Raw genomic sequence first — 25877 nt, forward strand, 5'->3', positions numbered from 1 at the left:
CGCCAACGGTCCCTGGAACCCGCAGTACGCGTGTGCCCAGGGAGGATCGATGACCACTCCGGACCCCGACGCCGAGGACGTCCTCGCCGGACGCCCGCCCGGCGCCGCGGTGCTGCGGGGGCAGGGCCCGGCGGTCGCCGTGGTCGCCCTCGGCGGCGTGCTCGGCTCGCTCGCGCGCTGGGCGGTGGGCCTGCTCGCCCCGGTCGCGCCCGGCGGGTTCCCGTGGGGCACGGTCGGCATCAACGTGCTCGGCAGCCTGCTGATGGGCGTGCTGGTCGTCGTGGTCACCGAGGTTCGCGCGGCGCACCCGCTCGTGCGCCCGTTCCTCGGCACCGGCGTCCTCGGCGGCTTCACGACGTTCTCGACGTTCGCCGTCGACGCCGAGACGCTCCTGGGCGGCGGGCACCGCGGCACCTCGCTCGCCTACGTGGCGGCGACGATCGTCGGCGCGGTGGGGGCGTGCGCACTCGCCGTGTCCGTCACGCGACGGGTGGGGGGCGCGCGATGACCGTCCTGCTCGTCGCCCTCGGCGCCGCGATCGGCGCGCCCACCCGCTACCTCACCGACCGCTGGCTGCAGTCCACCCACGGCACCGGCTTCCCGTGGGGCACGTTCACCGTCAACGTCGTCGCCGCGTTCGTGCTGGGCCTCGTGGTCGGCGGCCCCGCCCCGCACGCCGCCGTGGCCGCGATCGGCGTCGGCTTCTGCGGGAGCCTCTCGACCTGGTCGACGCTGGCGTACGAGACCGTCCGCCTCGCGCACGAGCGCGCCCGCACCGCGAGCGTCATGAACGTCGTCGCCTCGACCCTCGCGGGCCTCGGCGCCGCGGGCCTGGGCCTCGCCCTGGGCGGCGTGCTCTGGACCTAGCCGTGCCAGCGTGGCGGCCACGCTGACGCTCAACGTCAGGAAAGCCCCCGGCTACACCAGCAGCTCGCCCACCGAGTAGATGATCAGGCCCGCCAGCGCGCCGACGAGCGTGCCGTTGATGCGGATGAACTGGAGGTCGCGCCCGACCTGCAGCTCGACCTTCCGCGACGTCTCCGGCCCGTCCCAGCGCGCGACGGTGTCGGAGATCAGCGTGGAGATCTCGCCGGAGTAGCGGCCGACGACGTACGACGCGGCCTCGACGATCCAGCCGTCGATCTTGTCGCGGAGGTCCTGCTCGTTGTCGAGACGCTCACCGAAGCGGGCGATGCCGTCGGTGACCCGCAGGCGCAGCTGCGACGACGGGTCCTCGGCGGCGTCGAGGAGCATCGCCTTGCCGGTGGCCCACGCCCGCGAGATCAGCGCCTGGACGTCGGGGTGCTCGAGGAGCTGCTGCTTGATGGCCTCGACGCGCTCGCCGGTCTCGGGGTCGTTCTGCAGGTCGCCGGCGAAGGAGACGAGGAAGCGGTCGATGGCCTTGCGCAGCGGGTGCTCCTGGTCGGACTTCACCGCCCAGGCGAACGACAGCGCCTCCGCGTAGAGGCGGTCGGCGATGATCCCGTCGACGAACCGCGGCGACCAGCTCGGCGCCTGCTTGCTGACCAGCGCCATCACGGTCTCGTGGTTGTTGCGCACCCAGTCGTAGGCGCGGTCGCAGATCAGGTCGACGAGCCGGCGGTGCGACCCGTCGGACAGCACGCCCTCGAGCAGCCGGCCCAGCGGCGGCCCCCAGGGCTGGGCGACGACCCGGCGCGTCACGGCCTGGTCGACGACGGCCTGGATCTCGTCGTCGCGCAGCACGGTGACCGCGCCGCGCACGACGGTGGCGAGCTCGGCGGTGACGCGCTCGGCGTTGCCGGGCGTCGAGAGCCAGCCGCCGAGGCGCGCGGAGATCTGCGCCGCACGCAGCTTCTCGCCGACCACCGTGGGCGCGAGGAAGTTGCCGCCGACGAAGTCGGACAGGCTCGCCCCGAGCTGGTCCTTCTTGCGCGGGATGAGCGCCGTGTGCGGGATCTTGATGCCCAGCGGGTGGCGGAACAGCGCCGTGACCGCGAACCAGTCGGCGAGCCCGCCGACCACCCCCGCCTCGGCGGCCGCGCGCACGTAGCCCGTGAACGCCGGCCCCCCGTTGTTCTCCCAGAGCAGGAAGACGACCCAGACGACCGCGGCACCGAGCAGGAAGCCCAGCGCCACCGCCTTCATGCGGCGCAGGCGGGCGCGCTTCTCGGGGTCGTCGACGAAGCCGCTGGGCGTGAAGCTCCCCGAGGACGGCCGCGACGACCCCGACGGCGGCGGGGCGTCCTCCTCGGTTCGCACGGCGGGCACCGGCCGGACGACGGGGTCGGTCGGCGGGTCCAGCCCCGGATCGAGCTCGGACGCACTCCGGCCGGCACCACGGTCCGGTCCCTGGGCGGTCTGCACGTCCTCCAGTGTCCCACCGGCGGCGTGGGGCGCAGGCGGTGCGCGGGGCGTCGCCCATCCCCACCGTGGAGTGGTCATGAGACCTGGATCACACCCGATTCGTCCCCCGCTTCGGTGAACCCGGCCACCGCCCGGCGCGAATCGCGGACAGGACGGCGAGAGTGCGTATCGCCCGGGCGACTTCGCTCGTTGGACTGGTGCCGTTGTCGCCGCCGTTCGCGCCGGAGTCGCCGCACGGTCGTCACGGCCGTCGGTCGCCCCGGGTGACGTGGACGTCGACGGACCCGCCGACACCCGAGCCGTCCCGCTGGGGACGACCCGGTCCCCCCTGCGACCGACCGCGCCCGGCCGCAGGGGGTCTCGCGTCCCCCGGTCGCCGTGCTGCCCCACGGTGACCGGGGGGCGCCCCTACGGCCAGGGCGCGATCGCCGGGCTCAGAGCGCCAGCGTCGGGCGGTACCGGCGCAGCCACGCGTCGAGCTGCAGCACCGACTCCAGCTTCGCGCGGTCGGTGTCGATGCTCGGGCCGTCCTGCGGGGCGTCGACCGCGGAGCGCAGGGCCTCGACGTCGACGAGGTCGCGCACCGGGGCCTCGCGGTCGGACACCAGGTCGGCGATCGAGGTCCGCAGCGCCTTCTCGTAGCCCGGGTCCTGCGTCGACGGGTAGGGGCTCTTGACCCGGTCGGCGATGGACGCCGGCAGCAGGTCGCGGGTCGCCGCGCGCAGCAGGCTCTTCTCCCGGCCGTCGAAGGTCTTGAGCGCCCACGGGGTGTTGAAGACGTACTGGACGAGCCGGTGGTCGCAGAACGGCACGCGCACCTCGAGCCCGCTCGCCATGCTCATGCGGTCCTTGCGGTCGAGCAGGATCTGCACGAACCGGGTCAGGTGCAGGTAGCAGACCTCCCGCATCCGCCGTTCCTGCGCGCTCACCCCGTCGATGTGGGGCACCTCGGCCAGCGCGTCGCGGTAGGAGGCGTCGACGTAGTCGGCGAGGTGGAGCTGGTCGCGCAGATCCGGGGCGAAGTGCGAGGTCGAGTGGTCCAGCGGCCCCATCCGCGTCGCCGCCATCCACGGGAACGTGTCCGCGTCGACGGCGTCGGCGTCGTGGAACCAGCGGTAGCCGCCGAACACCTCGTCGGCCGACTCCCCCGACAGCGCCACGGTCGAGCGCCCGCGGATCGCCTTGAACAGCAGGTAGAGCGAGGTGTCCATGTCGCCGATCGACACGGGCACGTCCCGCGCGGCGAGCACGGCGGCCCGGGCGTCGGGGTCCGTGAGGTCGTCGTTGGACAGCGTGATCGCCGAGTGGTCGGCGGCGACGTGCTCGGCGAGCTCGCGGACGTAGGGCCCGTCGGGGGTGTCGCGCATGGGGTCGGCGGCGAAGGAGTCCTCGTAGCCGACGAAGTCCACCGAGAACGACCGCACCGGGCCGGCGTCCTGGGCGCGGAGCTTCTGCGCCGCGAGCGCGGTGATCGCCGAGGAGTCCAGGCCGCCGGAGAGCAGCGCGCACAGCGGCACGTCGGCGATGAGCTGGCGGTCGACGATGTCGTCGAGCAGCTCGCGGACGTGGGCGACCGTCGTCGCCCGGTCGTCGGTGTGCTCCAGGGCCTCGAGCTGCCAGTACCGGTGGACGTCGACGCCCTCGCGGCGCACGCGCACCCACGACCCGGGGCGCACCTCGTACAGGCCCCGGTAGATCCCGTGCTCGGGCGTCTTGACGTGCGCCAGGAGCTCGCGCATCCCGTCGAGATCGAGCACGGCCTCGCTGCGCGGGTGGGCGAGGATCGCCTTGGGCTCCGAGCCGAACAGCGCACCGTCCGGCGTCGGGTAGTAGTACAGCGGCTTGACGCCCATGCGGTCGCGCACCAGGAAGAGCTCCTCGCGCCGGGTGTCCCAGATCGCGAAGGCGAACATGCCGTTGAGGCGCTCGACCACCGCGGAGCCCCACTCGAGCCAGCCGACCAGCACGACCTCGGTGTCCGAGGCGGTGCGGAAGGTGTGCCCGCGGCCCTCGAGCTCCTGGCGCAGCTCGCGGAAGTTGTAGACCTCGCCGGAGAACACGAGCGTCAGCAGCGTCTCGCCACCGTGCTCGATCGTCATCGGCTGGCGTCCGCCGGGCACGTCGACCACGGCGAGCCGGCGATGACCCATGGCGGCGGGGCCGCGGTCGCCGTCGGACAGCCACAGACCCGCGTCGTCCGGACCGCGGCAGCTCATGGTCTCGACCATCGGTTCGACCTCGGCGCGGTCCACCCCACGCGCCAGGTCCACGGCTCCCGCGATGCCACACATGGCCACGACCTCCTCGTCGACGGTGACGGAGGAGGACTGCCCTGATATTTAGCTTACGTAACTAAGTAAAGCTCACTTTGATGTCACACGGTCTCGTCGACGTCCTCGGCCGGCACGTCCTCGCGGGCCGGCCCCTCGAGCGGCAGGCAGACCTCGAACGTCGTGCCCTCCGGGCCGGTGTGCACGCGGATGTCGCCGTGGTGCTTCTTGACCACGATGCGCCAGGAGATGTCCAGGCCCAGGCCGGTGCCCTCGCCGACGTCCTTGGTGGTGAAGAACGGCTCGAAGATGCGCGGGCGCACGTCCTCGGGGATGCCGGGGCCGGTGTCCCCGATCTCGACGATCGCGTGCGGGCCGTCGCGGCGGGTGCGGATGGTCAGCGTGCCGGTGCCGTCGCCGTGGGAGTGCATGGCCCCGACGGCGTTGTCGATGATGTTGGTCCACACCTGGTTCAGCTCGGCGGCGTAGGCCGGGATCTTCGGCAGGTCGGGGTCGAGCTCCTTGACCAGCCGGATGCCCTCGAGCTTGCGGTTCATCATCACCAGCGTCGACTTCAGCAGGTCGCGCAGGTCGACCTCCTGGAACGGCGCACGGTCGAGCTGCGAGTACTGACGGGCGGCGCCGACGAGGTTCGAGATGCGCGCCGTGGCGTCGGTGATCTCGCCCATGAGCGTCTCGGTCTCGACGGCGTAGGCGATCCAGCGCACCGCCGCCTCGATCGAGCCCTCGGGCACCGCGCGCTCGACCTTGTCGAGCCACTCGGCGTCCAGGCCGCCCGCGACCAGCACGGGCGCGAGGTCCCACGCGCCGCCGACGCCGCGCTCGTCGAGCCAGTCGCCGAGCTCGTCCTCGGCGTCCGAGGCCTCGAGCGCCGAGAGCTCCGGGGCGGTCTCCGCCCGGTTGACCGCGTCCTCCTGCAGCTCGACCAGCTGCGCGACGGTCGGGCCGTCGAGCTTGCCGCAGGCGAGCAGGCCGAGCTTGTGGCGCATGCCGGCGACGCGGCTGCGCAGCGACTCGGTGGCGCGCTGGGCCGCGGCGGCGGGGTTGTTGAGCTCGTGGGTCAGGCCCGCGGACAGCGAGCCGAGGGCGAGCAGGCGCTCGCGCTCGCTCTGGATCGTCGAGGTGCGGCGCATGCCGACGACGAGGCCCTCGAGCAGGTGGATCGGCAGCGGGAACCACGTGCGCAGCGCGTCGGCCCACTCGGTGGCGGGCAGGGCGAGCAGCGTCGACGCCTTCGTCGCCCGCAGCGTGGACTGGTAGGTCTGCTCGGCGCTCGGGATGTAGGCCTGCATCGATCCGCCGTAGGCGCCGCGCTGCGAGGTGCGGGTGGTCTCCACCTCGTCGCCGCGGATGGTCTGCGCCATCGAGATCTCGCCGGCCAGCAGCACCCAGAAGCAGCTCGCCGGGTCGCCCTCGCGGCACACCGTCTCGCCGGCCGGGAACGCGACCTGGTCGCCGTGCGCGGCGAGCCAGTCGAGCTGGTCGTCGTCGAGCTTCTCGAAGAGGAACAGCTCGCGCAGCTCGTCGCGGGTGACCTTCTCGGGGAGCTGCTCTGTCGTGGTCATCGGTTCTCCAGCCATCGGTGCACCAGACTCACCGCCATCGCGCCCTCACCGACCGCGGACGCGACGCGCTTGACCGAATCGGCCCGGACATCGCCGACGGCGAAGACCCCGGGCACGGACGTCTCCAGGTGGAACGGATCCCGGTCCGGTTCCCATCCCGCCGGAGCGCGTCCGTTCTCCTCGCGGGGCAGGTCGGGCCCCGTGAGGACGAACCCGCGACCGTCGCGGGCGACGACGCCGTCCAGCCAGTCGGTGCGCGGGGCGGCGCCGATGAACACGAACAGCCAGGACGCCTCGACCGTCTCCTCGGCGCCGGTGTTCCTGTCGCGCAGCGTCAGCTTCTCGAGGTGGCCGGTGCCCGCGGCCGCGCACACCTCGGTGCACGTGCGCACCTCGATGCGCGGGTTCGCCTCGATCTGCTCGATGAGGTAGTGCGACATCGACGCCGTCAGCGACGGGCCGCGCACGAGCATGACCACCTTCGCGGCGTGGCGGGAGAAGTTCATCGCCGCCTGGCCCGCGGAGTTCGCCCCGCCCACGACGTAGACGTCCTGCGCGGCGCACGAGGCGGCCTCGGTGGCCGCGGCGCCGTAGAAGACGCCCTGCCCGGTGTGGTCCTCGAGGCCCGGGCAGTCGAGCATCCGGTACGAGACGCCGGTGGCCAGCACGACGGCGTGCGCGGTGATCTCCGAGCCGTCGTCGAAGCGGACCACGCGCGCCCGCCCGCGGGGCTCCAGGGCGGTGACCGTGCGCGTGGTGAGTACCTCGGTGCCGAACTTCTCGGCCTGCAGCCGCGCGCGCGTCGTCAGCTGGTCGCCGGAGACGCCGTTGGGGAAGCCGAGGTAGTTCTCGATGCGGCTCGACGTGCCCGCCTGGCCGCCGGTGGCGCGGGACTCGACGAGCACGGTGCGCAGGCCCTCGGAGCCGCCGTAGACGCTCGCGCCCAGGCCCGCGGGCCCGCCGCCGACCACCACGAGGTCGTAGACGTCCTCCGACGCCGTGGTCGCGAGGCCGGCCGCCTCGGCGACCTGGGCGTCGGTGGGCTGCACGAGCGCGCGCCCGTCCTCGGTGATGACCACGGGCAGCAGGTCGGGATCGGCGCCGGCCGCCTCGAGCAGCCGCGCGCCCTCGGGCGCCTCGGCCAGGTAGAAGTCGTAGGACACCTGGTTGCGCGCCGCGAGGTCGCGGAGCTCGTAGGAGCGCGCCGACCAGCGGTTGCCGACGATGCGGATGGTCGCCGAGGGACGGTCCGAGGAGTCGCGCCAGGCGGCGAGCAGCGAGTCGACGACCGGGTAGAGCTTCTCCTCCGGCGGGTCCCACGGCTTGAGCAGGTAGTGGTCGAGGTCGACGACGTTGATCGCGGTGATCGCCGCGTCGGTGTCGGCGTACGCCGTGAGCAGGACGCGGCGGGCGCGCGGGAACAGGTCCATGGCCTGCTCGAGGAACTCGACGCCGGACATCCGGGGCATCCGCTGGTCGGCGAGGATCACCGCGACCTGCTCGCCCCGCAGCGCGATCTCGCGCAGCGCGTCCAGGGCCGCGGGCCCGGACTCCGCGCGCACGATGCGGTGGTGCTCGCCGTACTCGCGCCGCAGGTCGCGGGCGACGGCACGGGACACCGCGGGGTCGTCGTCGACGGTCAGGATCACCGGGCGGGCCACGGCGTCCAGCCTAGGCCGTCACCGGTCGCTTCTCGATCGATTGAGCGGAGGGCGAACCCCTCAGTCACTGCTGGTGCCGCCGCTGTCGCCGCCCGTGTCCGTGCCCGTGTCCGACGAGCCCGTGTCCCACCACGTCGAGTCGCTCCCGCCGTCCGTGCCGCCGCCGGTGAGCGGGGCGTCGCGCGCGGCCCGGATCTTGCCGTCGAGCTCGGCGACGAACCAGACGACGAACGCGGCCGCGGCGGGCGAGAGGCGCTCGGGCACGCGGCCCGACGGGTGGACCCGCCCGCGCCGGGCGCGGCCGACCTGCACGAGCCACGCCTTCCCGTCGTCGTCGACGAGCGTGCGGCGCGGCACCGGGAACGAGCCCCGCACCGCGCAGCGCAGCCGGATCCCCTCGACGGTGATCTCCCAGTGCCGCTGCCCCGCTCGGCCGGAGCGGCGCGCGACGAGGACGGGGCCGGTCGACTCGCTCGCCGTCATGAGCCCCGACCGCGCCCGCAGCCGCAGGCGCCGCTCCCCGTCGTCGAGCCACGAGGAGGGCCCGCCGCGCCCCTGGCGGTCGCGGACGACCACGGCACCGGGGACGTGGTCGACGTCGACGAACCAGCGCACCCGGTCGTCACTGCCACCCGGCGAGGCCGGGTCGGGCGGCCGCACGGCGACGGGCTGGCCGACGCCGTACTCGCGGACGTCGTCGCGCACGCGGCGGCGCACGGCCGAGACGAGCTGGTGGACCAGGCCCCACAGGAGGATCGGGGTGATCACGATGACCGCGGTCAGCACGTTCACCGCACCGTCGTCGGCGATGCCGGGCGCCGGGTCCGGGTCGGACGTCACCGCGACGGCCGCGACGACGCCGGCGAGCACGAGCGCGCCGAGCCACCACAGGTAGCGGTGGTGGCCCAGCCGCCGCGGTGACCACCGGGGCGCGGGGCCCCCGTGGGCGGGGCGCGCGGGGTCGAGCGTCGCGGTCACGGGCGGGCCTCCTGCATCGGGACGTGGACGTCGGCCGGCGGGTGGCCGGCCCAGGCGTCGGCGACGGGCTCGGGCCCGCGCGGGGCGTCGTGCTCCTGGCCGTAGCGGCGGGTCCGGTCCAGGTGTGCCTCGAGCTCGCAGAACAGCCACAGGCAGAAGGCGACGGCGTCCGGGTCGAGGTCCTCGGGCAGGCGGCCGTGCGGGCGCAGGCGCGCGGCGCGCCCGCCGCGCAGCTGGTCGAGCAGCGAGGGCGTGCCCGTGTGCACGAGCCACGCCGTGCCGTCCGGCTCGAGCAGGGTGCGCCGGGGCACCGGCGGCAGGCCGCCGACCTCGCAGCTCAGGCGGCGGCCGTCGAGGTCGACGTCCCAGCGGGCCCGGTAGCGGCCGGGGCGGGCGACGCGCGTGGCGCGGTGGCGGATGCGGCCCCCGCGCTCCGTGGCGGTGAGCGTGCCGCGGCCGCTCTGCAGCCGCAGGACCTCGTCGCCGCCCTCGACGTAGCGGTGCCGGCCGTGGCGCACGGCGCGCTCGACGACCCGGGCGGCGTCCGGGACGTGGTCGACGTCGACGTGCAGGAGCACCTCCTCGGGGGCCCGCTGCCACGACAGCTCGCCGGGCACCGACGCGGGCGCGGCGCCGCGGACGGCCTGCCCGGTGCCGTAGACCCGGACGTCGTCGCGCACCCGGCGGCGCACGGCCGTGACGACCTCGTGGACCGTCATCCACACCAGCACCGGCGCCGTCAGGCACACCACCACCATCACCGTGAGCGCGCCGCCGTCGGTGAGGCCGGGACCGGGCGAGGTGTCGAGCGCGATCGCGATGCCCATGGCGACGGCGGCGAGCAGCAGCGCGCCGGCCCACCCGAGGTAGCGGTGGTGTCCGAGGCGTCGCGGCGACCAGCGGGGCGCCGGCCCTCCGCCGGGCAGCCCACCGTCACGCGTCGTCGTCGTCGCGGTCATCGTTCCTCCCTGATCAGCGTGGATGCTACGGAGAGAGACGACAAGACGGACAACTAGACCATCAGGGTGAAGCTCTGGACGAGATGCCCGCGAACCGTGCCACCGAGAGCCACCGATGCCCAGGGCGCCGTGCGGGAGCGAGGGACACCCTGGGTGCGCGGGTCGCGAGCGAGGGACGCCCTGGGTGCGTGCCACGCAGCGAGGGAGTCCCTCGCTACCCCACCCCGGCGCCGCCCGAGTCCCGCGAAAGCCCCACCCCCGGGGCGCGCACCTCCTACTGTGCGAACGGTGATCCTCGGGGGGCGGGCGGCCCGCACGGTCGTCGTGGTGGTCGCCGCCGCGCTGCTCGTCGCCACCCCCGGCGCCGCGCACGCCGACGCCCCCGTGCCGCCCCCGCCCGATCCCGCGGCGCTCGTCCGCCTCGACCCGGACCCCCGCCCGCTGCCCGGCTCGCAGGCGCGTGTGCCGTGCGTGCGCTCCGACGGCGGCGGGGTGATCGCGGGCGCGCCCTGGTCCCAGCAGCGCCTGCGCTTCACCGACGCCTGGCGGTTCACGCGCGGGGCGGGCCAGACGGTCGCGGTGATCGACACCGGCGTCAGCAGGCACCCCCGCCTCGCGGGCCGCCTCGTCGACGGCGGCGACTTCGTCGGCTCCGCGGGCGGCCTGGTCGACTGCGACGGCCACGGCACGCTCGTCGCCGGGATCATCGCCGCGGCGCCGGACCCGGGCACCGGCTTCGTCGGCGTCGCCCCGGACGCCCGCGTGCTCTCGATCCGCCAGTCCAGCGCCACCGTGTCCACCACCGCGCCGGACGGCTCGACCACCACCGGCGGGGGCAACGTCGACACCCTCGCCGAGGCGGTGCTGCGCGCGACGGCCCTCGGCGCGACCGTCATCAACATCTCGGAGGCCGCCTGCGTCCCCGCCGGTGACGCGGGCCGCGGCCTCGCCGGTCTGCGGGCCGCCGTGCGCGCCGCGGTCGACGCGAACGTGGTCGTGGTCGCGGCCGCGGGCAACGCCGGGTCGGGCGCCTGCGTGCAGAACCCGGACGGCCAGAGCTCCGGGCAGGTGGTCGCGCCTGCGTGGTTCGGCGACGACGTCCTGTCGGTCGGCTACACGCGCCGCGACGGCCTGCCCGCACCCCAGAGCATCCGGGGCCCGTGGGTGTCGCTCGCCGCGCCCGGCTCGGAGATCGTCTCGCTGGACCCGGCCGGGTCGGGGCTGGTCGACACGATCACCCCGATCGGCGCCGGCCGCCCGATCGCGATCGAGGGCACGAGCTTCGCCGCCCCCTACGTCAGCGGGGTGGTCGCGCTCGTCCGCGCCCGCTACCCCGGCCTCGACGCCCGCCAGGTCATGGCGCGCGTGACCTCCTCGGCCGACCGCGGCGGCCAGGCCGGGGGCCGCGACGACGCGGTCGGCGCCGGCGTCGTCGACCCCGTGGCGGCGGTCGCCGACGTCCGTCCGGACGAGTTCACCGGGCCCGGACCGGCGTCGGTCTCGCCCGCGGGGGCGGGTCGGGTCGACCTGACGGATGCACGGGATGCACACTCCGGATCGCGCACCGTGGCGCTGGTCGGGTCGGCGGCAGCGATGGCGCTGCTGGGTGGCGCCGGCCTGATCGTCCTCGTCGCGCGACGGGCACGTCGGTCGCGCTGAGGCGGCCGGGGTGGCCCGGAGTCGTCCGTCCTCTTCGCCGCCCGCGGCACCGACCCCGAGGAGCCCGCGTGCGCATCACGCTCGCCCAGACCGACGCCGCGCTCGGCGACCTCGACGGCAACCTCAAGCGCGCCGAGCGGGTGGTCGCGGAGGCCGTCGACAACGACTCCGACCTCGTCGTCTTCCCGGAGCTGTCGCTGTCGGGCTACCAGATCGGGGACGTGCCCCAGGACCTCTCGCTCTCCCCCGACGACCCGCGCCTGCTGCGCATCTCGCAGCGCGCCGGCGGCGCCGGGGTGCTGCTCGGGTTCCCCGAGGCCGGCGGGCACGGCCTGCACACCTACAACAGCGCCGGCTACTACGAGGGCGGGCAGCTCGTCCACACCCACCGCAAGCTCTACCTGCCGACGTACTCGACGTTCGAGGAGCGCAAGCACTTCCTGCCCGGCCAGCACTCCCGCGCGTACGGGGTGCGGGGCGGGCGCCACCGCGCGGCGACGCTGATCTGCAACGACGCCTGGCAGCCGCAGGTGGCCTTCCTGTCGGTCCAGGACGGGGCGCACCTGCTGCTCGTGCCGGCGAACTCGGCGCAGTCGATGTCGCCGGAGCGCTACGACTCCAAGGAGTACTGGCGCAACATCACCACGTTCTACGGGCGGCTGTACCAGCTGTTCGTCGTGTTCGTGAACCGGGTCGGCGTCGAGGGCGGGCTGACGTTCTGGGGCGGCAGCCACGTCGTCGACCCGTGGGGCGAGGTCGTCGGCGAGTGCGGCGAGGGCCCGGAGGCCGAGGAGACCTGCACGATCGACATCGACCTCGCCGACGTGCGCCGGCGCCGCCGCGACATCCCGCTCGTCCGCGAGGCCCGGCTGGGGCTGCTGCGCCGCGAGATCGACCGGCTCCTCGACGAGGGTGGGGATCTCTAGAGCAGCCCGACCACGACGAGCACGAGCCCCAGCACCGCGAGGGCCGTGCCGCCCCACGCGAACCAGCGCTGCGAGCCCACCGCGCTGTCCCGGATCTCCTGCTCGGAGCGTGTCGAGACGATGAAGTGGTCCGACGACGACTCCGGCTTGCCGATCACGAGCGGGCCGATCCGGTCGTGCACCTCGCCGAGGACGTAGAGGCGCTGACCGGGCCGGATGACCCACTCGGTGTAGGTCATGCCCAGCGTCTCGCTGCCGCGATTCCAGAACCCGCCGCCACCGCCGCCGGGCTCGAACCGCTCGTGGATCTTCTCGGGGCGGTCGGGCGCGGTGCCGTTCGGGTCGACGCCGATGATCCCGGTGTCGTCGACGAGGGCGTAGCCCTGGCGGGAGGTGTCGTCGAGGACGGTGTCGTTGCGCTCGCGGCGGTGCCAGTCGCCGTCGGAGTCGCGGTACGACTCGCTGATCTTGTGCACGACGGTCTGGCGGTACCAGACGCACTCGACGCCGCTCTGGGGCGCGCGCAGCGGGCCGTCGGGGTGCGGGTGCGCGGCGCCGACGACCTCGCAGACCTTGCGGAAGCCGCCGGTCGTCCCGAGGTCGGACAGGGTGCGCCGGTGCTCCTCGAGCTCGGCGATCGGCAGGGTCTCGGCCGCGATCATCGCGTGGCGGCGCTTGCGGGTGCTCTGCGCGGCGAAGAAGCCGGCGACACCGAGCGCGACCAGCACGAGGCCGACGATCCACATGATGGGTGACTCCCTGTGCCGATCAACGGACGAACGCTACAGAGAGTAGGCGAGAACCGGACAGGTGACCAGCCTCAGATCTTCGTGGCCGCCGGGAGCAGCTCGCCGCGACTGACGGTGACCGCGTCGCCGCGCAGGTACACGCGCTCGCCGGCCAGCTCGACCCCGACCTCGCCGCCGCGCGGGGAGAGCTGGGCCCCGACGAGGCGCTCGCGCCCGAGCCGCCTGGCCCAGTACGGCGCGAGGCAGCAGTGCGCCGACCCCGTCACGGGGTCCTCGTCGATGCCGACGGCGGGGGCGAAGAACCGCGAGACGAAGTCCGGCGCGCCGGGGCTCGGGTCGTCACCCGCCCGCGCGGTGACGATCACCCCGCGCCCGCTGGCCGCCTTGAGCACCGACAGGTCCGGCTCGAGTCCCCGCACCTCCTCGGCCGACGGGATCTCGACGAGGACGTCGTAGCGGCAGCGCGCGAGCTCGACGACCGCGGCGCCGAGGGCGTCGGCGAACTCGTCGGCCAGGTGGCCGTCGGGCAGTGCCGACACCGGCTCGTCGACCGGGAAGTCGAGCTGGATGCCGCCGCCGGCCAGCGCCTCGGCGAGCAGCACGCCGGAGGCGGTGCGGAAGGCGATGGGCGACGTCGCGAGGCCCTGCTCGAAGAGCACGTGCGCGCTGGCCAGCGTCGCGTGCCCGCAGATCTCCACCTCGACGGTCGGCGTGAACCAGCGCAGGCCCACCTCGCCCGTGCCCGCGAGCGTCGAGAGGTCGACGAACGCCGTCTCGGAGACGTTGACCTCCGCCGCGACCGCCTGCATCCAGGCGGCGTCGTCGGCGTCGGTGAGACACACCCCGGCCGGGTTGCCGGTGAAGGGCGAGGACGTGAACGCATCGACGAGGTGGAGCTGCACGACGCCCATGGTGCCGTGTGCGACCCGTCGAAGTCAGGCCGTCGGCCCACTGATCGACGGGCAGCTGGTCCGTCCCGGGGCGTGGGCCGCCCCACCACGCCCCGGGAACGGGATCCGGCGGGGACGCCGGGAGGTCCGCTGATCGCGTTTCGCCACTGACGGTCACATTGTTGGCAACCGTCAGCCAAGTACCTCCACCCTGACGGCCGAAGATCACCACCGCCGGCGATCGGCGTGTCACCGTCCGCGGGCGGGGTAGCCGCGTCGATGCGACTGCTGGTGCTGGGCGGCGGCGGGTTCCTCGGCTACCACGTGGCGGACGCGGCGCGCGTCGCCGGCCACGAGGTCACCGTCGCGAGCCGGTCGGGCACCGCCCCGCTCGACGGGGTGGAGGCGCTGACCGTCGACCGGCACGGCGACCTCTCCGCCCTCGACGGCCGCGCCTTCGACGCCGCGCTCGACACGTTCTCCGACCCCGACGCCGTCCGGGCGACCGCGCGGCGGCTGCGCGGGGCCGTCGGCGCGCTCGGCTACGTGTCGGGCATGAGCGTCTACCACCCGCGCGGCCCGGCGGTGCCGGACGAGGACGCCCCGGTGCGCCGGCCCGGCGACGCGGCGTGCGACGACCCGCTCCAGGAGCGCTCGCTGGCCAAGCTCGCCGCCGAGGACGCGGTCGCCGGCGCGTTCGACGGCCCGGTGACCGTGCTGCGCGTCGGCGTCATGGTCGGGCCGCGCGACCCGTCCGACCGCTTCACGTGGTGGCCGGTGCGCCTCGCGCGCGCGCTGGCCGGGCAGGCGTCGCGGACCGTCCTCGCGCCGGGCGACCCCACACGCGCCGTGCAGTACAGCGACGCCCGCGACATCGCCGCCTTCGCGGTACACGCGCTCGGCGAGGGGCGTGCCGGCGTGTTCGACACCGTCGGCCCCGGGCGCGCCCAGCCCTTGTCCGCGGTGCTCGACGCCTGTCTGGAGGCGGCCGGCGGGCGTCCCGGCGACGTCACGTGGGCCTGGGCCGGCGAGGACGCCCTGCGCGCGGCACTGCGCGACGTCGACGAGGAGCAGCGGCCGCTGTGGTTCCCCGAGGACCAGATCCCGCAGGACGCGATCGACTCCTCCGCGGCCCTGACCGCCGGCCTCCGGTTCCGTCCGGCGCTCGACACCGCCCGCGACGTCCTCGCCTGGCAGCGGGAGCGCGGCGACCCCGGGCTCGCCGCCGGATTCGGGGCCACCCGGGAGGCGGAGCTGGTGCAGCGCTGCGCAACAGGGGCTGCCCCGACGGGGTGACGGGTGGGCCTCGCTACTGTGATCCCGCCATGAGCACGGTCTTCCTGGTCAGCGGAGCCTCCTCCGGGGTGGGGCGCGCGCTCGCACAGTTCCTCACGCGGCACGGCGTGTCCGTCGTCGGCCTCGACCGGCGCGAGCCGCCCGACCGCGAGATCGCGCACGTCACCTGCGACCTCGCCGACCCGGGCTCGATCGACACCGCGGTCGACCGCCTCGACGGGCAGGTCGACGCGCTCGCCAACGTCGCCGGTGTCCCGGGCACCGCGCCCGCGGAGACGGTGCTGTCCGTGAACTTCCTCGGCATGCGCCACCTCACCGAGAGCCTGGTCGGGCGCATCCGCCGCGGGGGGTCCGTGGTCAACGTGTCGTCCTCGGAGGGCCGGCACTGGGTCGCCCACCTCGCGGAGCTCCGCCCGCTGCTCGCCACCCGCACCTTCGCCGAGGGCCTGCGCTGGTGCCGCGAGCAGCGCCCCGACCGCTCGGTCTACGACGTGTCGAAGGAGGCCGTGCTCGCGTACACGACGGCGTCGTCGACGCTGACGTGGAGCGACGGCGTCCGCATGAACGCGGTCGCGCCCGGCACGGTCCGCACGCCCTCGCTGCCCGAGGTGGAGCGCTCGACCGACCCGCGCCGCCTCGCCCGCCAGCGCACGGCCGCCGGCCGCGACGCCGAGGCATCGGAGATCGCGTCCGTCGTCGCGTTCCTCATGTCGAACGAGAGCCGGTGGGTCAACGGCCAGACCCTGGCGGCCGACGGCGGCGTCGCCGCGGCGACCACCTGGGCCGCGCTCCAGTCCCGCTGAGGACCAATTCCGAACCGATCGTCACCCGATCGTGATCTGTCCGTTGGACGAGTCGGATGTGCACTCGGCTCGCGGGAGATCACGCATGGGAGCAGGACGCTCGGGGCAGCGGACGGGGCGCCGCACGATGGCCGCGCTGGTGACCGGGGTGGCGGTCGCCGCCGTCGCCTGGCTGGGCGCCGCGCCGGCCGTCGCCGCACCCGGCGATCCCGGCGGGGAGGGACCGACCCCGACCGCGCCCGGCGTGCACCCCGGCGTGCAGACCCGCACCGACGGCGCGCAGTGCACCGCCAACTTCCTGTTCACCGACGGGACGGACACCTTCATCGGCCAGGCCGCCCACTGCTCGGGCACCGGAGCCTCGACCGAGACCAACGGCTGCGACTCCGCGTCCCTGCCGCTCGGCACCGAGGTCGAGGTCGGCGGCGCGAGCAGGCCGGGCGAGCTCGTCTACAACTCCTGGCTCGCGATGCAGGAGGCGGGCGAGACCGACCAGGACGCCTGCAACCACAACGACTTCGCGCTCGTGAAGCTCGCCCCCGAGGACGCGGCGACCGCGTCCGGGGCGGTCCCCTTCTTCGGTGGGCCCACCGGGGTGGACACCGACGGCGCGCGCGTCGGCGAGGTCGTGCGCAGCTACGGCAACTCCGAACTGCGCGGCGGCGTCACCCTGCTCAGCCCGAAGATCGGGACGGTCGCCGCCGAGACCGGCAACGGCTGGAGCCACGACGTCCTCACCGTCACCCCGGGCATCCCCGGCGACTCCGGCAGCGCGTTCCTCTCGGCCGACGGGCGCGCGCTCGGCGTGCTCTCGACGCTGCAGTTCGCGCCGCTGCCCGCGAGCAACGGCATCAGCGACCTGGACAAGATGCTGGGCTACGCCCGCGACCACGGCGCCGGCGACGTCGTGCTCGTCACCGGCTGACCCGTCAGGGCTGGAGGACCTTGCGCGTCCGTCCGCTCGTCGGGCTCGACGAGTGGGCGGACGCCGCGCGCCGGCGGGCCTCCGCGGCCTTGCGGTCGGACCGCCCGCTCCAGGACCTCATCGCGAGGTACAGCGGCACCCCGATCACCAGGACCGACACCACCGCGAACACCACCAACGCCACGATCCACTCCACGCCTGAACCCCCTGCGCGCGCACCGACACCCGCGGGGACGTCGCTCGATCGGGTGACCTCGTTACGTCGGGGCCGGCGTTGATTCCCGAACGGTCCGGGCTGCTCGCCGTCCGGCGCGTCGGGCGGGCCGAGCGGTCAGTCCAGCGGCGCCTCCGCGATCACCCGCCACCGTCCCTCGGCGGACCCGGCGAGCAGATGGACGCGGTCGATCTCCGCGCCGACGGGGAGCCGCGGCGCGAGCTCCTCGGCGGCGCGCTGGAGGGCCTGGAGCGAGGAGTGCCGCCGGTAGCCGACGGTCAGGTGCGGCACGGGTTCGTGCTCGCCCTCGTAGGGCGGGTGGTCGGGGAAGGCGCGGTGGACGCGCTCGGTCAGCGCGGCGAACGTCGCCTCCGGGGTGGGCGCCAGCCAGACGAAGTCGTCGCCGAACCAGCGGACGGCGTCGAAGGTGCAGCGGAAGCGCCCGGTGCCCGCGACGGCGCGGCGCAGCCGGTCGACGGTCGCGTCGTCGACGTCCGCGGCCGGGACGAACGGGAAGAGCACCGTGACGTGCGCGGGCACGCCCTGCGGGGCCGACGGGTCGAGGCGCTCGCGCAGCGCCCCGACCACCGGCTCGGCCTCGGGGACGAGGACGAGCGCGGCGGTGTGGGTGGCGTCAGCGGGGACCTCGACCATGCCGAGATCGTGGCGCGCCTCAGGCGTGGCTGCGCGCCGGCGCCGTCCAGTCGAGCACCTGCTCGGGCGGCGCGTCCGTGGGCGGCTGCGAGAGGTCGAGGTCGAGGGTGTCGCGGAGGTACTCCCGGAACTCGACGTCGAACGGCTCCTCCGACGTCGCGATCATCTGGAGCGCCCGGCCCGGGTCGTCGGCCTCCATCACCATGATCTCCATCGGGCCGGACGGGGTCTGCGCGACGAAGACCCCCGGGCGGTCGCGCTCAGCAGCTGCCCCAGGGATCCAGCGCGTGGTGGGACCAGACGCCGGTGAGCACCTCGGCGGCGATCTCCACCATCGTCATCGCGCGGGTAGCCGCCTCGTGGCGCAGCATCTCCGCCGCGGCCTCGATGTCCACGCCGAGCCGCTCGGCCACGACGCCCTCGGCGCGGTAGACGTCGGCGGGGACCATCGCGCGATCGTTGTCGGCCGGAAGCATCATGCGCTGCTCCTCGGAAGTCCTCGACGAGACCTCCGCTGCAGCCGTGCGGTCGACCACCGGGAAGGGCTGTAGCAAGCAGTACCCGTCCGACCACGAACTGTCTATCGGGCACGCGGCGGAACGGCCTGCAACACCCGCTGCACGAGAAAGCCCACCGGACGACTCCGATGGGCTTGGTGTGGCCAGGGGCGGGGTCGAACCGCCGACCTATCGCTTTTCAGGCGATCGCTCGTACCGACTGAGCTACCTGGCCGAGAGGTCGAGGGCGAACCTCGACCGATGGAGCGACCCAGACGGGACTCGAACCCGCGACCTTCGCCGTGACAGGGCGACGCGCTAACCAACTGCGCCACTGGGCCTTGATCGTGCTTGTCCTACCGTACCCCCAACGGGATTCGAACCCGCGTTGCCGCCTTGAAAGGGCGGAGTCCTAGGCCGCTGAACGATGGGGGCGCGACCCTCTGGCTGAGGACCTTACCCGCCAACGGCGTACCCGTTGGGAGCACGCCAAGCATAGGTGACGGGTCTCAGACCCCTGGCACCCACCCCCTGCCCTCGGCGACGCCCGGGACGAGGTGCGGCCCGAGCACGGCGCGCATGCCCCCGTCGGCGGTCCAAGCCCGCAGCCAGGCGGGCTCCGCGGCGGCGCCGAGGAGCAGCTCCCAGTTCTCGCAGACGCGCTGGGCGAGGTCGGTGAGGTCGCTGACCGCCAGCGACACGGCGAAGGCTCCGGCGGAGACGTCGACGATCGTGCGGGCGAACGAGGAGGGGTCGACCGACGGGACGAGCAGCTCGGTGGCCACCGCGCGCTCGAAGACATCGGTGAAGACGTCCTGCCAGAAGCTGTAGGGCCACCCCGGGCGGTCCGGGCCGGCGTGCCCCTCGGCGCAGAGCCGCTGGCCGGCGCGCAGCACGGGACCCTCGAGGGCGTCCTGCATCTCCCGGGCGATCCGGGCGGCCGTGCGCAGCGGGTCGAGCCCCTGGGCCTCGGCCCGCTCGAGCACGGCGCGGCAGATGACCTCCATCTCGTCGACCACCGCGGTCGCGATGCTCTCCTTCGAGACGAAGTGGAAGTACAGCGCGCCCTTGGTGACCTTGCTGCGCTCGAGGATCCGCGACAGCGACGCCTCGTGGTAAGAGCGCGCCGCGAACTCCTCCGCGGCCGCGGTGAGGATCGCGGTGCGTGTCGCCACCGCGCGCGCCTGGCGTGGGGGATCGCCCCGCGCCTCCGGCGGGTGGCGCGGGGGATCAGCGGTGTCGGACATCGGCGGCCACGGTAGCGGGAGCGCCTTTCACCCACGTGCGCCCACACCGCGATCGACCGGAGTCGGACGATCGGGTGCGGGCCACGAGTGGACGACCGGTCAGCGCCGGACGGGTGGCGGGTCGCCTCCCTCGCCGATCAGGCCGAGCATGTCGAGCAGCTCCCGGCAGTCGTCGGAGTCGAGCGAGTTGCGGGCCACGGCGATGCGCGCGCGGTGCACCTGCTCGTCGCTGACCCCGTAGACGTCCGCGGCGGTGCGCTGCGCGGGCACCGATGGCTCCTCCGCCGCCGTCCGCTCAGGATGAGGTCCGTTCGGTCGTCGCCGAGGTCCTGACGTCGCATTCATGCTGGCTCCCGGTGGCCGCCTGGTCCCGACCCGCTGCATCACCTCGCGCGGCGGGATCACCCGGACCAGCGACACCGTCGGTCACGCTTCGTGCCCGCCGCCGTCCCTCGTCCGAGTCGAGGCGACGCTACCCACACGGCCGCGCTGATGCAGCCCCCTTCCCGAGTGACGGCTGTGCCGTTCGCGCACCGCTCGCTTCGTCGCCACACGGTCACGGAGCGCGACGATGATCGTCCGAGACGGTCGCCGCGGGGCGACTCCGGCGCCCGTGTCCGGTCCGACGCCTACGGAGCGAACGGCTCAGTCGACGAGGGCCTGGTAGACGAGCCCGCGCAGCTGTGTGCGGATCGGGTGAGCGCTCGACGGGAGCAGCTGGGTGAAGAACATCGCGGTGATGCGCTCCGCCGGGTCGACCCAGAACGCGGTGCTCGCGGCCCCGCCCCACGACATCTCGCCGACGCTCGCGTGCGTGCGGTACCGGACGGGATCGGTCACCACGGCCACCCCGAGCCCGAACCCCACGCCGTCGAAGGGCATCTCGGCGAACAGGGGCCGCCCGACCTGCTCGAGGTCGAGGCCGCCGGGGAGGTGGTTGCGGCCCATGTAGTCGACCGTGCGGCTGCCGAGCAGACGGACGCCGTCGACCTCACCCCGGCCGGCCAGCATCTGGGTGAACCGGTGGTAGTCCGCGGCCGTCGACACGAGCCCGCCCCCGCCGCCGAGCCACGTCGGCTCCAGCACCTCGCGGGCCATCGCGCCCATGCCGGCGGCCTCGGCGGCCAGGAAGCGCCCGGTGGCCGGGTTCTGGACGTAGAGCCGGGCGAGCCGCTCGGGGTCGTCGACCACGAAGCCGGTGGCGGTCATGCCGAGCGGCTCGAGGACGTTCTCCGCGAGGAAGGTGTCCAGCGCCTGCCCGGAGACGACCTCGATCAGCCGGCCCAGCACGTCGGTGGCGTGGCTGTAGTTCCACTCCGTCCCCGGCTGGAACACCAGCGGCAGCCGCGCCCACGCCTCGACGATGCCGGCGAGGTCGAGCCCGGTGGGCGCCGACCACTCGAAGCCCGCCGCGCGGTAGAGCTCGTCGACGGGGTGGGCGTGGTGGAAGCCGTAGGTCAGCCCGGCAGTGTGCGTGAGCAGGTGCCAGACGCGGATGGGCTCGGTGGCCGCCTCCAGCAGCGGCTTGCCCGACGACCCCTTGACGTAGACGCGCGGCTCGGCGAACTCCGGGAGCCAGCGGCTGATCGGGTCGGTGAGCTCGAGGGCGCCCCGCTCCCACAGCATGAGCGCCGCCACCGACGTGATCGGCTTCGTCATCGAGTAGATCCGCCAGCGCGTGTCGTCGGTGACGGGCAGGCCCGCCTCGGCGTCGCGCTGTCCCACGGTGGACGAGTGGACGACCTTCCCGTCGCGGGCGACCACCGCGTGCCATCCGGCCAGGCGACCGTCGTCGACGTAGCGGGCGAAGTGGTCGTCGATGCGCGCCAGTCGCGCCGGGTCGAAGCCCAGCTCCGCGGGGTCGGCCTCGATCTTCAAGGGGCTGCTCACTTCCGCCACTATGCCTCCGCGAGGAAGGTGCGCAACTCCTCGATCACCTCCTGCGGGCGCTCCTCGGGCACGAAGTGCGCGCACCGCTCGATCCCCCGGCCCGACACGTCGTCGGCGTACTCGCGCCACAGGTCGAGCATCGGCAGCGTCTGGCCCATGACGCCCTCGGCGCCCCAGAGCGCGAGCAGCGGCTGGGTCACGCGGCGCCCGGCGCCGAAGTCCTCCTCGTCGTGGCGGGAGTCGACGGCATCGGCGCGGTAGTCGTCGAACCCGCACCGCAGCGCGCCCGGCTGGGAGAACGCGCGGACGTACTCGGCGATCGCCGACGGCTCCAGGCCCTCGCGGGCGTAGGTCCACTTCTCGAGGAAGTAGCGCAGGTAGCCCTCGACGTCGGCGCCGGCGAGGCGCTCGGGCAGGTCGGGCTGCAGGTGGAACAGCCAGTGCCAGTACTTGGCGCCCAGCTCGGCGTCCATGCGCTGCCAGGTGGCCCGGGTCGGGGCGATGTCGAGGACCGCGAGCCGCGTGACCTCCTCGGGCCGGTCGAGGGCCCAGCGGTGGGCGACGCGGCCGCCGCGGTCGTGGCCTACCACCGCGACGCGGTCGAACCCCAGGTGTCGCACGAGCGCCGAGACGTCCGCGGCCATCGTGCGCTTGTCCATGCCGCTCGTGGGCTTGTCGCTGGCGCCGTAGCCGCGCAGGTCGGGGACGATCACGGTGTGGTCGGCCGCGAGCGGGCCGGCGACGTGGCGCCAGCAGTGCCCGGTCTGGGGCCAGCCGTGCAGCAGCACCACCGGCGGGCCGGAGCCCCCGCGGCGGAAGTGCAGGCGCACCCCGTTGGCGACGAGGGTGTCGGGGACGAGCGCAGGTCCGGTCACGAGCCGGAATCCTGCCCGCCGACGCCGCGGCCCGTCAGCCGGCGATCGGCCCGGCGGGGCCCTCCGGCCCCGGTGCGTGCGGGCCGGGGGCGTGGTCCGGGCGCGACCGGACGACCGGCTGGATGAGCGCGCCGGGCCGGTGGCCGTCGCCGGTCGGCGGTCCGCCGGGGGACGGCCCGCGGCCTGCGTCGACGATGGCCGCGGTGGCGTCGACGGACGTGGTGCGCCACAGCCGGTCGCGCATGCGGCGCACGAGGCCGTCGGCGTGGCAGAGGCTCGCGAACTCGTGAGCGCGGCGGGCCACGGCCGCGCGCGGCTGGGCGCGAACGTCGGCGTACTCCTCGAGCGCGGGCACGATCCGCCCGTCGGCGTGGTCGAAGGCGCGTCCGAGCGTCGCGGCGTCGAGGATCTCCAGCGCCACGGCCTGCGCGGTGTGCGGCAGCATCGGCTGCGCCGCCCCGCCGACGACGGTCAGCCGGTGCCGGGCGCCGCGCTCGAGGGGGGCGTGGTGGCGGTGGACGCGCGACGGCGCCCGCACCACGGCCTCGCCGACGGCGTCGCGGACCTCCGGGGCCGTGCCCGCGAGCAGGCGCCCGACGACGCCGGCCACACCGTCGCGGTGCATGTCGTCGAGGGCGTCGACGCGCACGGTCATCGACACCTCCCCGCCCCCGCCGCGGACCGCGGCCTGGGTGACGTGCAGCGTCGGCGACGACCAGAGGCGCAGCACGTCGTCCGGCGGCGCCGGGCCGGCACCGCGGTGCACGAGATACGGGCTGGACAGCGCGTGGCCCCCGCCGAGCAGGGCGCGCACGCGGCTGCCCGGGCCGTCGGCGCCGATGACCGCCTCCGCGCGGTAGCTGCCGCCCTGGTCGTCGCCGACCAGCACGGCGTCACCCAGGTCCTCGACGCCGGTGGCGCAGCGCCCGTAGGTGACCGTGACCATCTCGTCGGCCTCGCACGCCGCCACCAGCTGGGCGCGCAGCACGGCGTGCGGGGCGAGCAGGTAGGGCCGCCCGTAGCGGGCGCGCACCACCGGCCCGAGGTCGGCCACCCGCAGGACGGCGCCGCTCTCGGCGTCGGCGTGCGCGAGACGGCGCGGCTCCCACGCGTGCGGGGCGAGGGTGTCGGCGAGCCCGAGGGCCGCGAGCTCGCGCAGCGTGGCGGGGGTGAGGACGGCGAGGCCGCGGTCGACGTCCTCGGGGCGGTCACGGTCGAGGACGTGGACGGGGAAGCCCTGGTGCGCGAGGAACAGCGCTGTGGCGAGCCCGGCGAATCGGGCCCCCAGCACGAGCAGCGGTACGGCAACCACGGCTCACCTCGTTCACCCGGGCGGACGAGACAAGCGTAGGCAGATCATCTCGGACGGAGCAATCGGGCACCGTTCTGTATTCGAATAGTGCCCTGACCACCCGAAAGACGGTCACTCCGCAGAATGAGAAGTGCCCGGACTATTCACGGGGAGGTCGCCGTCCGGTGAATCGCCGAGCCGGGCGCGGGCATCGAGGACGCGGGCGAGCGTGATGCACGTGACGGCCAGGGCGGTGCCGAGGAACCAGCCGGCGAGCACGTCGGTGGTCCAGTGGACGCCGAGGTAGACGCGGCTCGCCCCGACGAGCAGGGCGCCGAGCACCGCGAGCACGACGACGACGCGCCGCACGAGGCGCGCGCGGGGCGTGCCGACGGTCAGGGCCATCACCGCCGCGGCCGTCAGCGTGAGCCCCAGCGCGGCCATCAGCGCGTGGCCCGAGGGCAGCGACGCCGTCGTCTCCTCGGCGAGCCGCAGCGCCTCGGGCGGGCGCGGGCGCTCGACGGCCACCTTCACCAGCCGGATCGCCAGCGCCCCCGCGACGACGCCGAGCACCCAGATCAGCGCGGTGCGCCGGTGCCCGCGCGCGAACAGCACCACCGCCGCCACGACCGCGAGCCCGCCGGTGCCCACCGTGCCGCCGACCAGCGACACGGCCTCCGCGGCGGACGTCAGCCCCGGGGTGCGGATGCCGAGGACCCACGACAGCACCGGCGCGTCCGCGTCGGCGAGGGCCTGGTCGGTGGCGACGAGGGTGAACACGAGTCCGGCGGCGAGGACGAGGAGCGCGACGATCCCGGTGTCGCGCAGCGCGCCGGGCACGGTGGCCAGGGCACCCCCGGCGGCCCGGTCGGCGAGCACCGCGACCCCGATCAGGACCCCGAGGGCCAGCAGCGTCACGGCGGTGGCGTCGAGGGCCACGGGACCTCCTGCGATGTCGAGATCGGTGTCGGGGCGGGTGTGGGCATCGCGACGCGCCGGGCTTCCCGTCGTCCGTCCCGATCATCCCAAGGCAGACTGGGTGCGTGCTCCTCCTGGGGCTGCTCGCCGCGCTCGCGTCGGCGGGCGCCAACGCCGGTGCCGCCCTGCTCGAGGCGAGTGCCGCTCGCCGCGCCACCCGCGCCGCGACGGTGGTGCTGCACCCCATGTACCTCGCCGGGCTCGCCCTCGACATCGGCGGCTGGGTGCTCACCGTGCTCGCGCTGCGCTACATGCCGATCGTGGCGGTGCAGGCGATCGTCGCCGGCCAGGTGGGCATCACGGTCATCGCGTCGCACTGGGTCTTCGACACCCCGCTGCGCCGGATCGACCTCGTCGCGGCCGGCGCCAACATCCTCGGCCTGGCGCTGCTGGTGGCCAGCGCGAGCGTCGACGACGCCGAGGTGGTCCCGTCGACGGCCGGCGAGGTCGCCCTGGTCGTGACGTTCCTGGTGCTGCTCGCGGTGTCGGTGCCGATCGCGTTCCGCAGCAAGCGCGCGATGCTGCTGTCCTTCTTGGCCGGGCTCGCGTTCGGCGGGACGGCGGTGGCCGTGCGCATGGTCGACCTGCGCGGCTCGCTGGGCGACATGGCGCGCACCGCGGCGCTCGACCCGGTGATCTGGGCGCTGCTCGGGTTCGCCGGCCTGGGGCTCGCGCTCTACACGGTCGCGCTGGGCCGCGGGGCGGTCGGGCCGGTGGTCGCCGTCCTGGCGGTGACCGAGACCCTCGCGCCGGGCCTGCTGGGCCTCGTCGCGCTCGGCGACTCCATCCGGCCGGGCTGGACGCCGTGGTTCGTCGTCGGACTGGTGCTGGCGCTGGGCGGGGTCGTGGTGCTGGCCCGCTCGCCCGCGCAGGCGTCGCTGTCGGGTGACGACGGCGTCGCGCCGCCGCCCCTCAAGAGGCTCTGAGCTCGGAGGGACGGCGGCGCGCTCGCGTCAGTCGCGGAAGGCGTCCTTGACCTTCTCGCCGGCGTTCTTGAGGCTGCCGACGGTCTGGTCCTTCTTGCCCTCGGCCTCGAGGCTCTCGTTGCCGACGGCCTTGCCCACCGACTCCTTGGCCTTGCCCTTGAGCTCCTGGATCTTGTTGTCGGCCTTGTCCTCGCTCGCCATGTCGGCCTCCTCCCCGGGCGCGCCACTGGTGGGCGCCGCGTGGACGGACAGGTACC

Annotated in this window: 27 protein-coding genes and 3 tRNA genes; 8 read left to right on the forward strand and 22 right to left on the reverse strand. The window is 74.6% G+C overall.

Going from position 1 to position 25877, the window contains the following annotated elements:
- Positions 1 to 49: 49 nt before the first annotated feature.
- Together WCD58_RS18095 and WCD58_RS18100 are read left to right on the forward strand one after the other, a co-directional pair.
- Entirely contained in the window at positions 50 to 508 is a 459-nt protein-coding gene (locus WCD58_RS18095; RefSeq protein ID WP_337704447.1) for a fluoride efflux transporter FluC, read from the forward strand.
- The gene (locus tag WCD58_RS18100) at positions 505 to 867 is read left to right on the forward strand and encodes a fluoride efflux transporter FluC (protein ID WP_337704448.1); all 363 of its coding nucleotides are present in this window, start codon (positions 505 to 507) and stop codon (positions 865 to 867) included. The genes WCD58_RS18095 and WCD58_RS18100 overlap by 4 nt, the downstream gene beginning before the upstream one ends.
- A 51-nt stretch (positions 868 to 918) precedes the next feature.
- Here WCD58_RS18100 and WCD58_RS18105 read toward each other — a convergent pair whose 3' ends face one another.
- From WCD58_RS18105 to WCD58_RS18130, 6 genes are all read right to left on the reverse strand, one after another.
- A complete protein-coding gene (locus WCD58_RS18105) occupies positions 919 to 2127 on the reverse strand; it encodes a DUF445 domain-containing protein (protein WP_337704600.1) in 1209 nt (402 codons plus the stop codon).
- A gap of 653 nt (positions 2128 to 2780) precedes the next feature.
- Positions 2781 to 4637, reverse strand: a complete 1857-nt coding sequence (gene asnB / locus WCD58_RS18110; protein WP_337704449.1) for an asparagine synthase (glutamine-hydrolyzing) — start codon at positions 4635 to 4637, stop codon at positions 2781 to 2783.
- 83 nt (positions 4638 to 4720) lie between these two features.
- Positions 4721 to 6202 (reverse strand): ATP-binding protein, encoded by a 1482-nt coding sequence (locus tag WCD58_RS18115; RefSeq protein ID WP_337704450.1) that lies wholly within the window; start codon positions 6200 to 6202, stop codon positions 4721 to 4723.
- The gene (locus WCD58_RS18120; RefSeq protein ID WP_337704451.1) at positions 6199 to 7863 is read right to left on the reverse strand and encodes an NAD(P)/FAD-dependent oxidoreductase; all 1665 of its coding nucleotides are present in this window, start codon (positions 7861 to 7863) and stop codon (positions 6199 to 6201) included. Before WCD58_RS18120 ends, WCD58_RS18115 begins: the two co-directional genes overlap by 4 nt.
- Positions 7864 to 7923: 60 nt before the next feature.
- A complete protein-coding gene (locus WCD58_RS18125) occupies positions 7924 to 8841 on the reverse strand; it encodes a hypothetical protein (protein WP_337704452.1) in 918 nt (305 codons plus the stop codon).
- On the reverse strand, positions 8838 to 9800 hold the full coding sequence (locus tag WCD58_RS18130; protein ID WP_337704453.1) for a hypothetical protein: 963 nt from the start codon (positions 9798 to 9800) through the stop codon (positions 8838 to 8840). The genes WCD58_RS18125 and WCD58_RS18130 overlap by 4 nt, the downstream gene beginning before the upstream one ends.
- A 288-nt stretch (positions 9801 to 10088) precedes the next feature.
- On the opposite strand from WCD58_RS18130, the gene mycP reads away from it, so the two are divergent.
- Together mycP and WCD58_RS18140 are read left to right on the forward strand one after the other, a co-directional pair.
- Positions 10089 to 11459 (forward strand): type VII secretion-associated serine protease mycosin, encoded by a 1371-nt coding sequence (gene mycP / locus WCD58_RS18135; RefSeq protein ID WP_337704454.1) that lies wholly within the window; start codon positions 10089 to 10091, stop codon positions 11457 to 11459.
- A gap of 68 nt (positions 11460 to 11527) precedes the next feature.
- Positions 11528 to 12385 (forward strand): nitrilase-related carbon-nitrogen hydrolase, encoded by an 858-nt coding sequence (locus WCD58_RS18140; RefSeq protein WP_337704455.1) that lies wholly within the window; start codon positions 11528 to 11530, stop codon positions 12383 to 12385.
- Here WCD58_RS18140 and WCD58_RS18145 read toward each other — a convergent pair.
- Positions 12382 to 13131 (reverse strand): GIDE domain-containing protein, encoded by a 750-nt coding sequence (locus WCD58_RS18145; RefSeq protein ID WP_337704456.1) that lies wholly within the window; start codon positions 13129 to 13131, stop codon positions 12382 to 12384. The two genes, WCD58_RS18140 and WCD58_RS18145, sit on opposite strands and share 4 nt — an antisense overlap.
- 74 nt (positions 13132 to 13205) lie before the next feature.
- Positions 13206 to 14045, reverse strand: a complete 840-nt coding sequence (locus WCD58_RS18150) for a PhzF family phenazine biosynthesis protein (protein WP_337704457.1) — start codon at positions 14043 to 14045, stop codon at positions 13206 to 13208.
- Positions 14046 to 14303: 258 nt separating this feature from the next.
- On the opposite strand from WCD58_RS18150, the gene WCD58_RS18155 reads away from it, so the two are divergent.
- The 3 genes from WCD58_RS18155 to WCD58_RS18165 all read left to right on the forward strand — a co-directional run bounded on the left by WCD58_RS18155 (position 14304) and on the right by WCD58_RS18165 (position 17048).
- Positions 14304 to 15320 carry an NAD-dependent epimerase/dehydratase family protein gene (locus WCD58_RS18155; protein WP_337704458.1) on the forward strand — a complete coding sequence of 339 codons (1017 nt, stop codon included), beginning with the start codon at positions 14304 to 14306 and terminating at the stop codon, positions 15318 to 15320.
- Between the two features lie 29 nt (positions 15321 to 15349).
- A complete protein-coding gene (locus WCD58_RS18160) occupies positions 15350 to 16123 on the forward strand; it encodes a coniferyl-alcohol dehydrogenase (protein WP_337704459.1) in 774 nt (257 codons plus the stop codon).
- Between the two features lie 85 nt (positions 16124 to 16208).
- Positions 16209 to 17048 carry a serine protease gene (locus WCD58_RS18165; RefSeq protein ID WP_337704460.1) on the forward strand — a complete coding sequence of 280 codons (840 nt, stop codon included), beginning with the start codon at positions 16209 to 16211 and terminating at the stop codon, positions 17046 to 17048.
- Between the two features lie 4 nt (positions 17049 to 17052).
- Here WCD58_RS18165 and WCD58_RS18170 read toward each other — a convergent pair whose 3' ends face one another.
- From WCD58_RS18170 to WCD58_RS18230, 13 genes are all read right to left on the reverse strand, one after another.
- Positions 17053 to 17244, reverse strand: a complete 192-nt coding sequence (locus tag WCD58_RS18170) for a hypothetical protein (protein ID WP_337704461.1) — start codon at positions 17242 to 17244, stop codon at positions 17053 to 17055.
- Positions 17245 to 17379: 135 nt separating this feature from the next.
- Positions 17380 to 17916 (reverse strand): 2'-5' RNA ligase family protein, encoded by a 537-nt coding sequence (locus WCD58_RS18175; RefSeq protein ID WP_337704462.1) that lies wholly within the window; start codon positions 17914 to 17916, stop codon positions 17380 to 17382.
- Between the two features lie 19 nt (positions 17917 to 17935).
- Positions 17936 to 18130 (reverse strand): hypothetical protein, encoded by a 195-nt coding sequence (locus WCD58_RS18180; RefSeq protein WP_337704463.1) that lies wholly within the window; start codon positions 18128 to 18130, stop codon positions 17936 to 17938.
- A 46-nt stretch (positions 18131 to 18176) separates the two neighbouring features.
- Complete coding sequence (locus tag WCD58_RS18185; protein ID WP_337704464.1) at positions 18177 to 18395, reverse strand: ANTAR domain-containing protein; 219 nt, start codon at positions 18393 to 18395, stop codon at positions 18177 to 18179.
- Positions 18396 to 18574: 179 nt separating this feature from the next.
- A tRNA-Phe gene (locus WCD58_RS18190) sits at positions 18575 to 18648 on the reverse strand.
- A 32-nt stretch (positions 18649 to 18680) separates the two neighbouring features.
- A tRNA-Asp gene (locus WCD58_RS18195) sits at positions 18681 to 18754 on the reverse strand.
- Between the two features lie 21 nt (positions 18755 to 18775).
- Positions 18776 to 18848: transfer RNA gene (locus WCD58_RS18200), tRNA-Glu, on the reverse strand.
- Positions 18849 to 18922: 74 nt separating this feature from the next.
- Complete coding sequence (locus WCD58_RS18205; RefSeq protein ID WP_337704465.1) at positions 18923 to 19660, reverse strand: ScbR family autoregulator-binding transcription factor; 738 nt, start codon at positions 19658 to 19660, stop codon at positions 18923 to 18925.
- Positions 19661 to 19759: 99 nt separating this feature from the next.
- Positions 19760 to 19930: a hypothetical protein gene (locus WCD58_RS18210; protein WP_285648988.1), complete on the reverse strand. Its 171-nt coding sequence runs from the start codon at positions 19928 to 19930 to the stop codon at positions 19760 to 19762.
- 375 nt (positions 19931 to 20305) lie between these two features.
- Positions 20306 to 21550: a serine hydrolase domain-containing protein gene (locus WCD58_RS18215; protein ID WP_337704466.1), complete on the reverse strand. Its 1245-nt coding sequence runs from the start codon at positions 21548 to 21550 to the stop codon at positions 20306 to 20308.
- An 8-nt stretch (positions 21551 to 21558) separates the two neighbouring features.
- Positions 21559 to 22425, reverse strand: coding sequence for an alpha/beta fold hydrolase (locus WCD58_RS18220; protein ID WP_337704467.1), 867 nt, complete (start codon positions 22423 to 22425; stop codon positions 21559 to 21561).
- A gap of 34 nt (positions 22426 to 22459) precedes the next feature.
- Entirely contained in the window at positions 22460 to 23737 is a 1278-nt protein-coding gene (locus WCD58_RS18225; RefSeq protein ID WP_337704468.1) for an FAD-dependent monooxygenase, read from the reverse strand.
- A gap of 111 nt (positions 23738 to 23848) precedes the next feature.
- Positions 23849 to 24655 (reverse strand): phosphatase PAP2 family protein, encoded by an 807-nt coding sequence (locus WCD58_RS18230; protein ID WP_337704469.1) that lies wholly within the window; start codon positions 24653 to 24655, stop codon positions 23849 to 23851.
- Positions 24656 to 24759: 104 nt separating this feature from the next.
- Here WCD58_RS18230 and WCD58_RS18235 point away from each other — a divergent pair, with 104 nt between their 5' ends.
- The gene (locus WCD58_RS18235) at positions 24760 to 25620 is read left to right on the forward strand and encodes a hypothetical protein (protein WP_337704470.1); all 861 of its coding nucleotides are present in this window, start codon (positions 24760 to 24762) and stop codon (positions 25618 to 25620) included.
- A 27-nt stretch (positions 25621 to 25647) separates the two neighbouring features.
- Here the strand turns inward: WCD58_RS18235 and WCD58_RS18240 are convergent, their stop codons facing one another.
- Positions 25648 to 25821 carry a CsbD family protein gene (locus WCD58_RS18240; RefSeq protein ID WP_337704471.1) on the reverse strand — a complete coding sequence of 58 codons (174 nt, stop codon included), beginning with the start codon at positions 25819 to 25821 and terminating at the stop codon, positions 25648 to 25650.
- Between the last annotated feature and the right edge of the window lie 56 nt (positions 25822 to 25877).

The sequence above is a fragment of the Actinomycetospora flava genome (assembly GCF_037400335.1).
Classification (GTDB): domain Bacteria; phylum Actinomycetota; class Actinomycetes; order Mycobacteriales; family Pseudonocardiaceae; genus Actinomycetospora; species Actinomycetospora flava.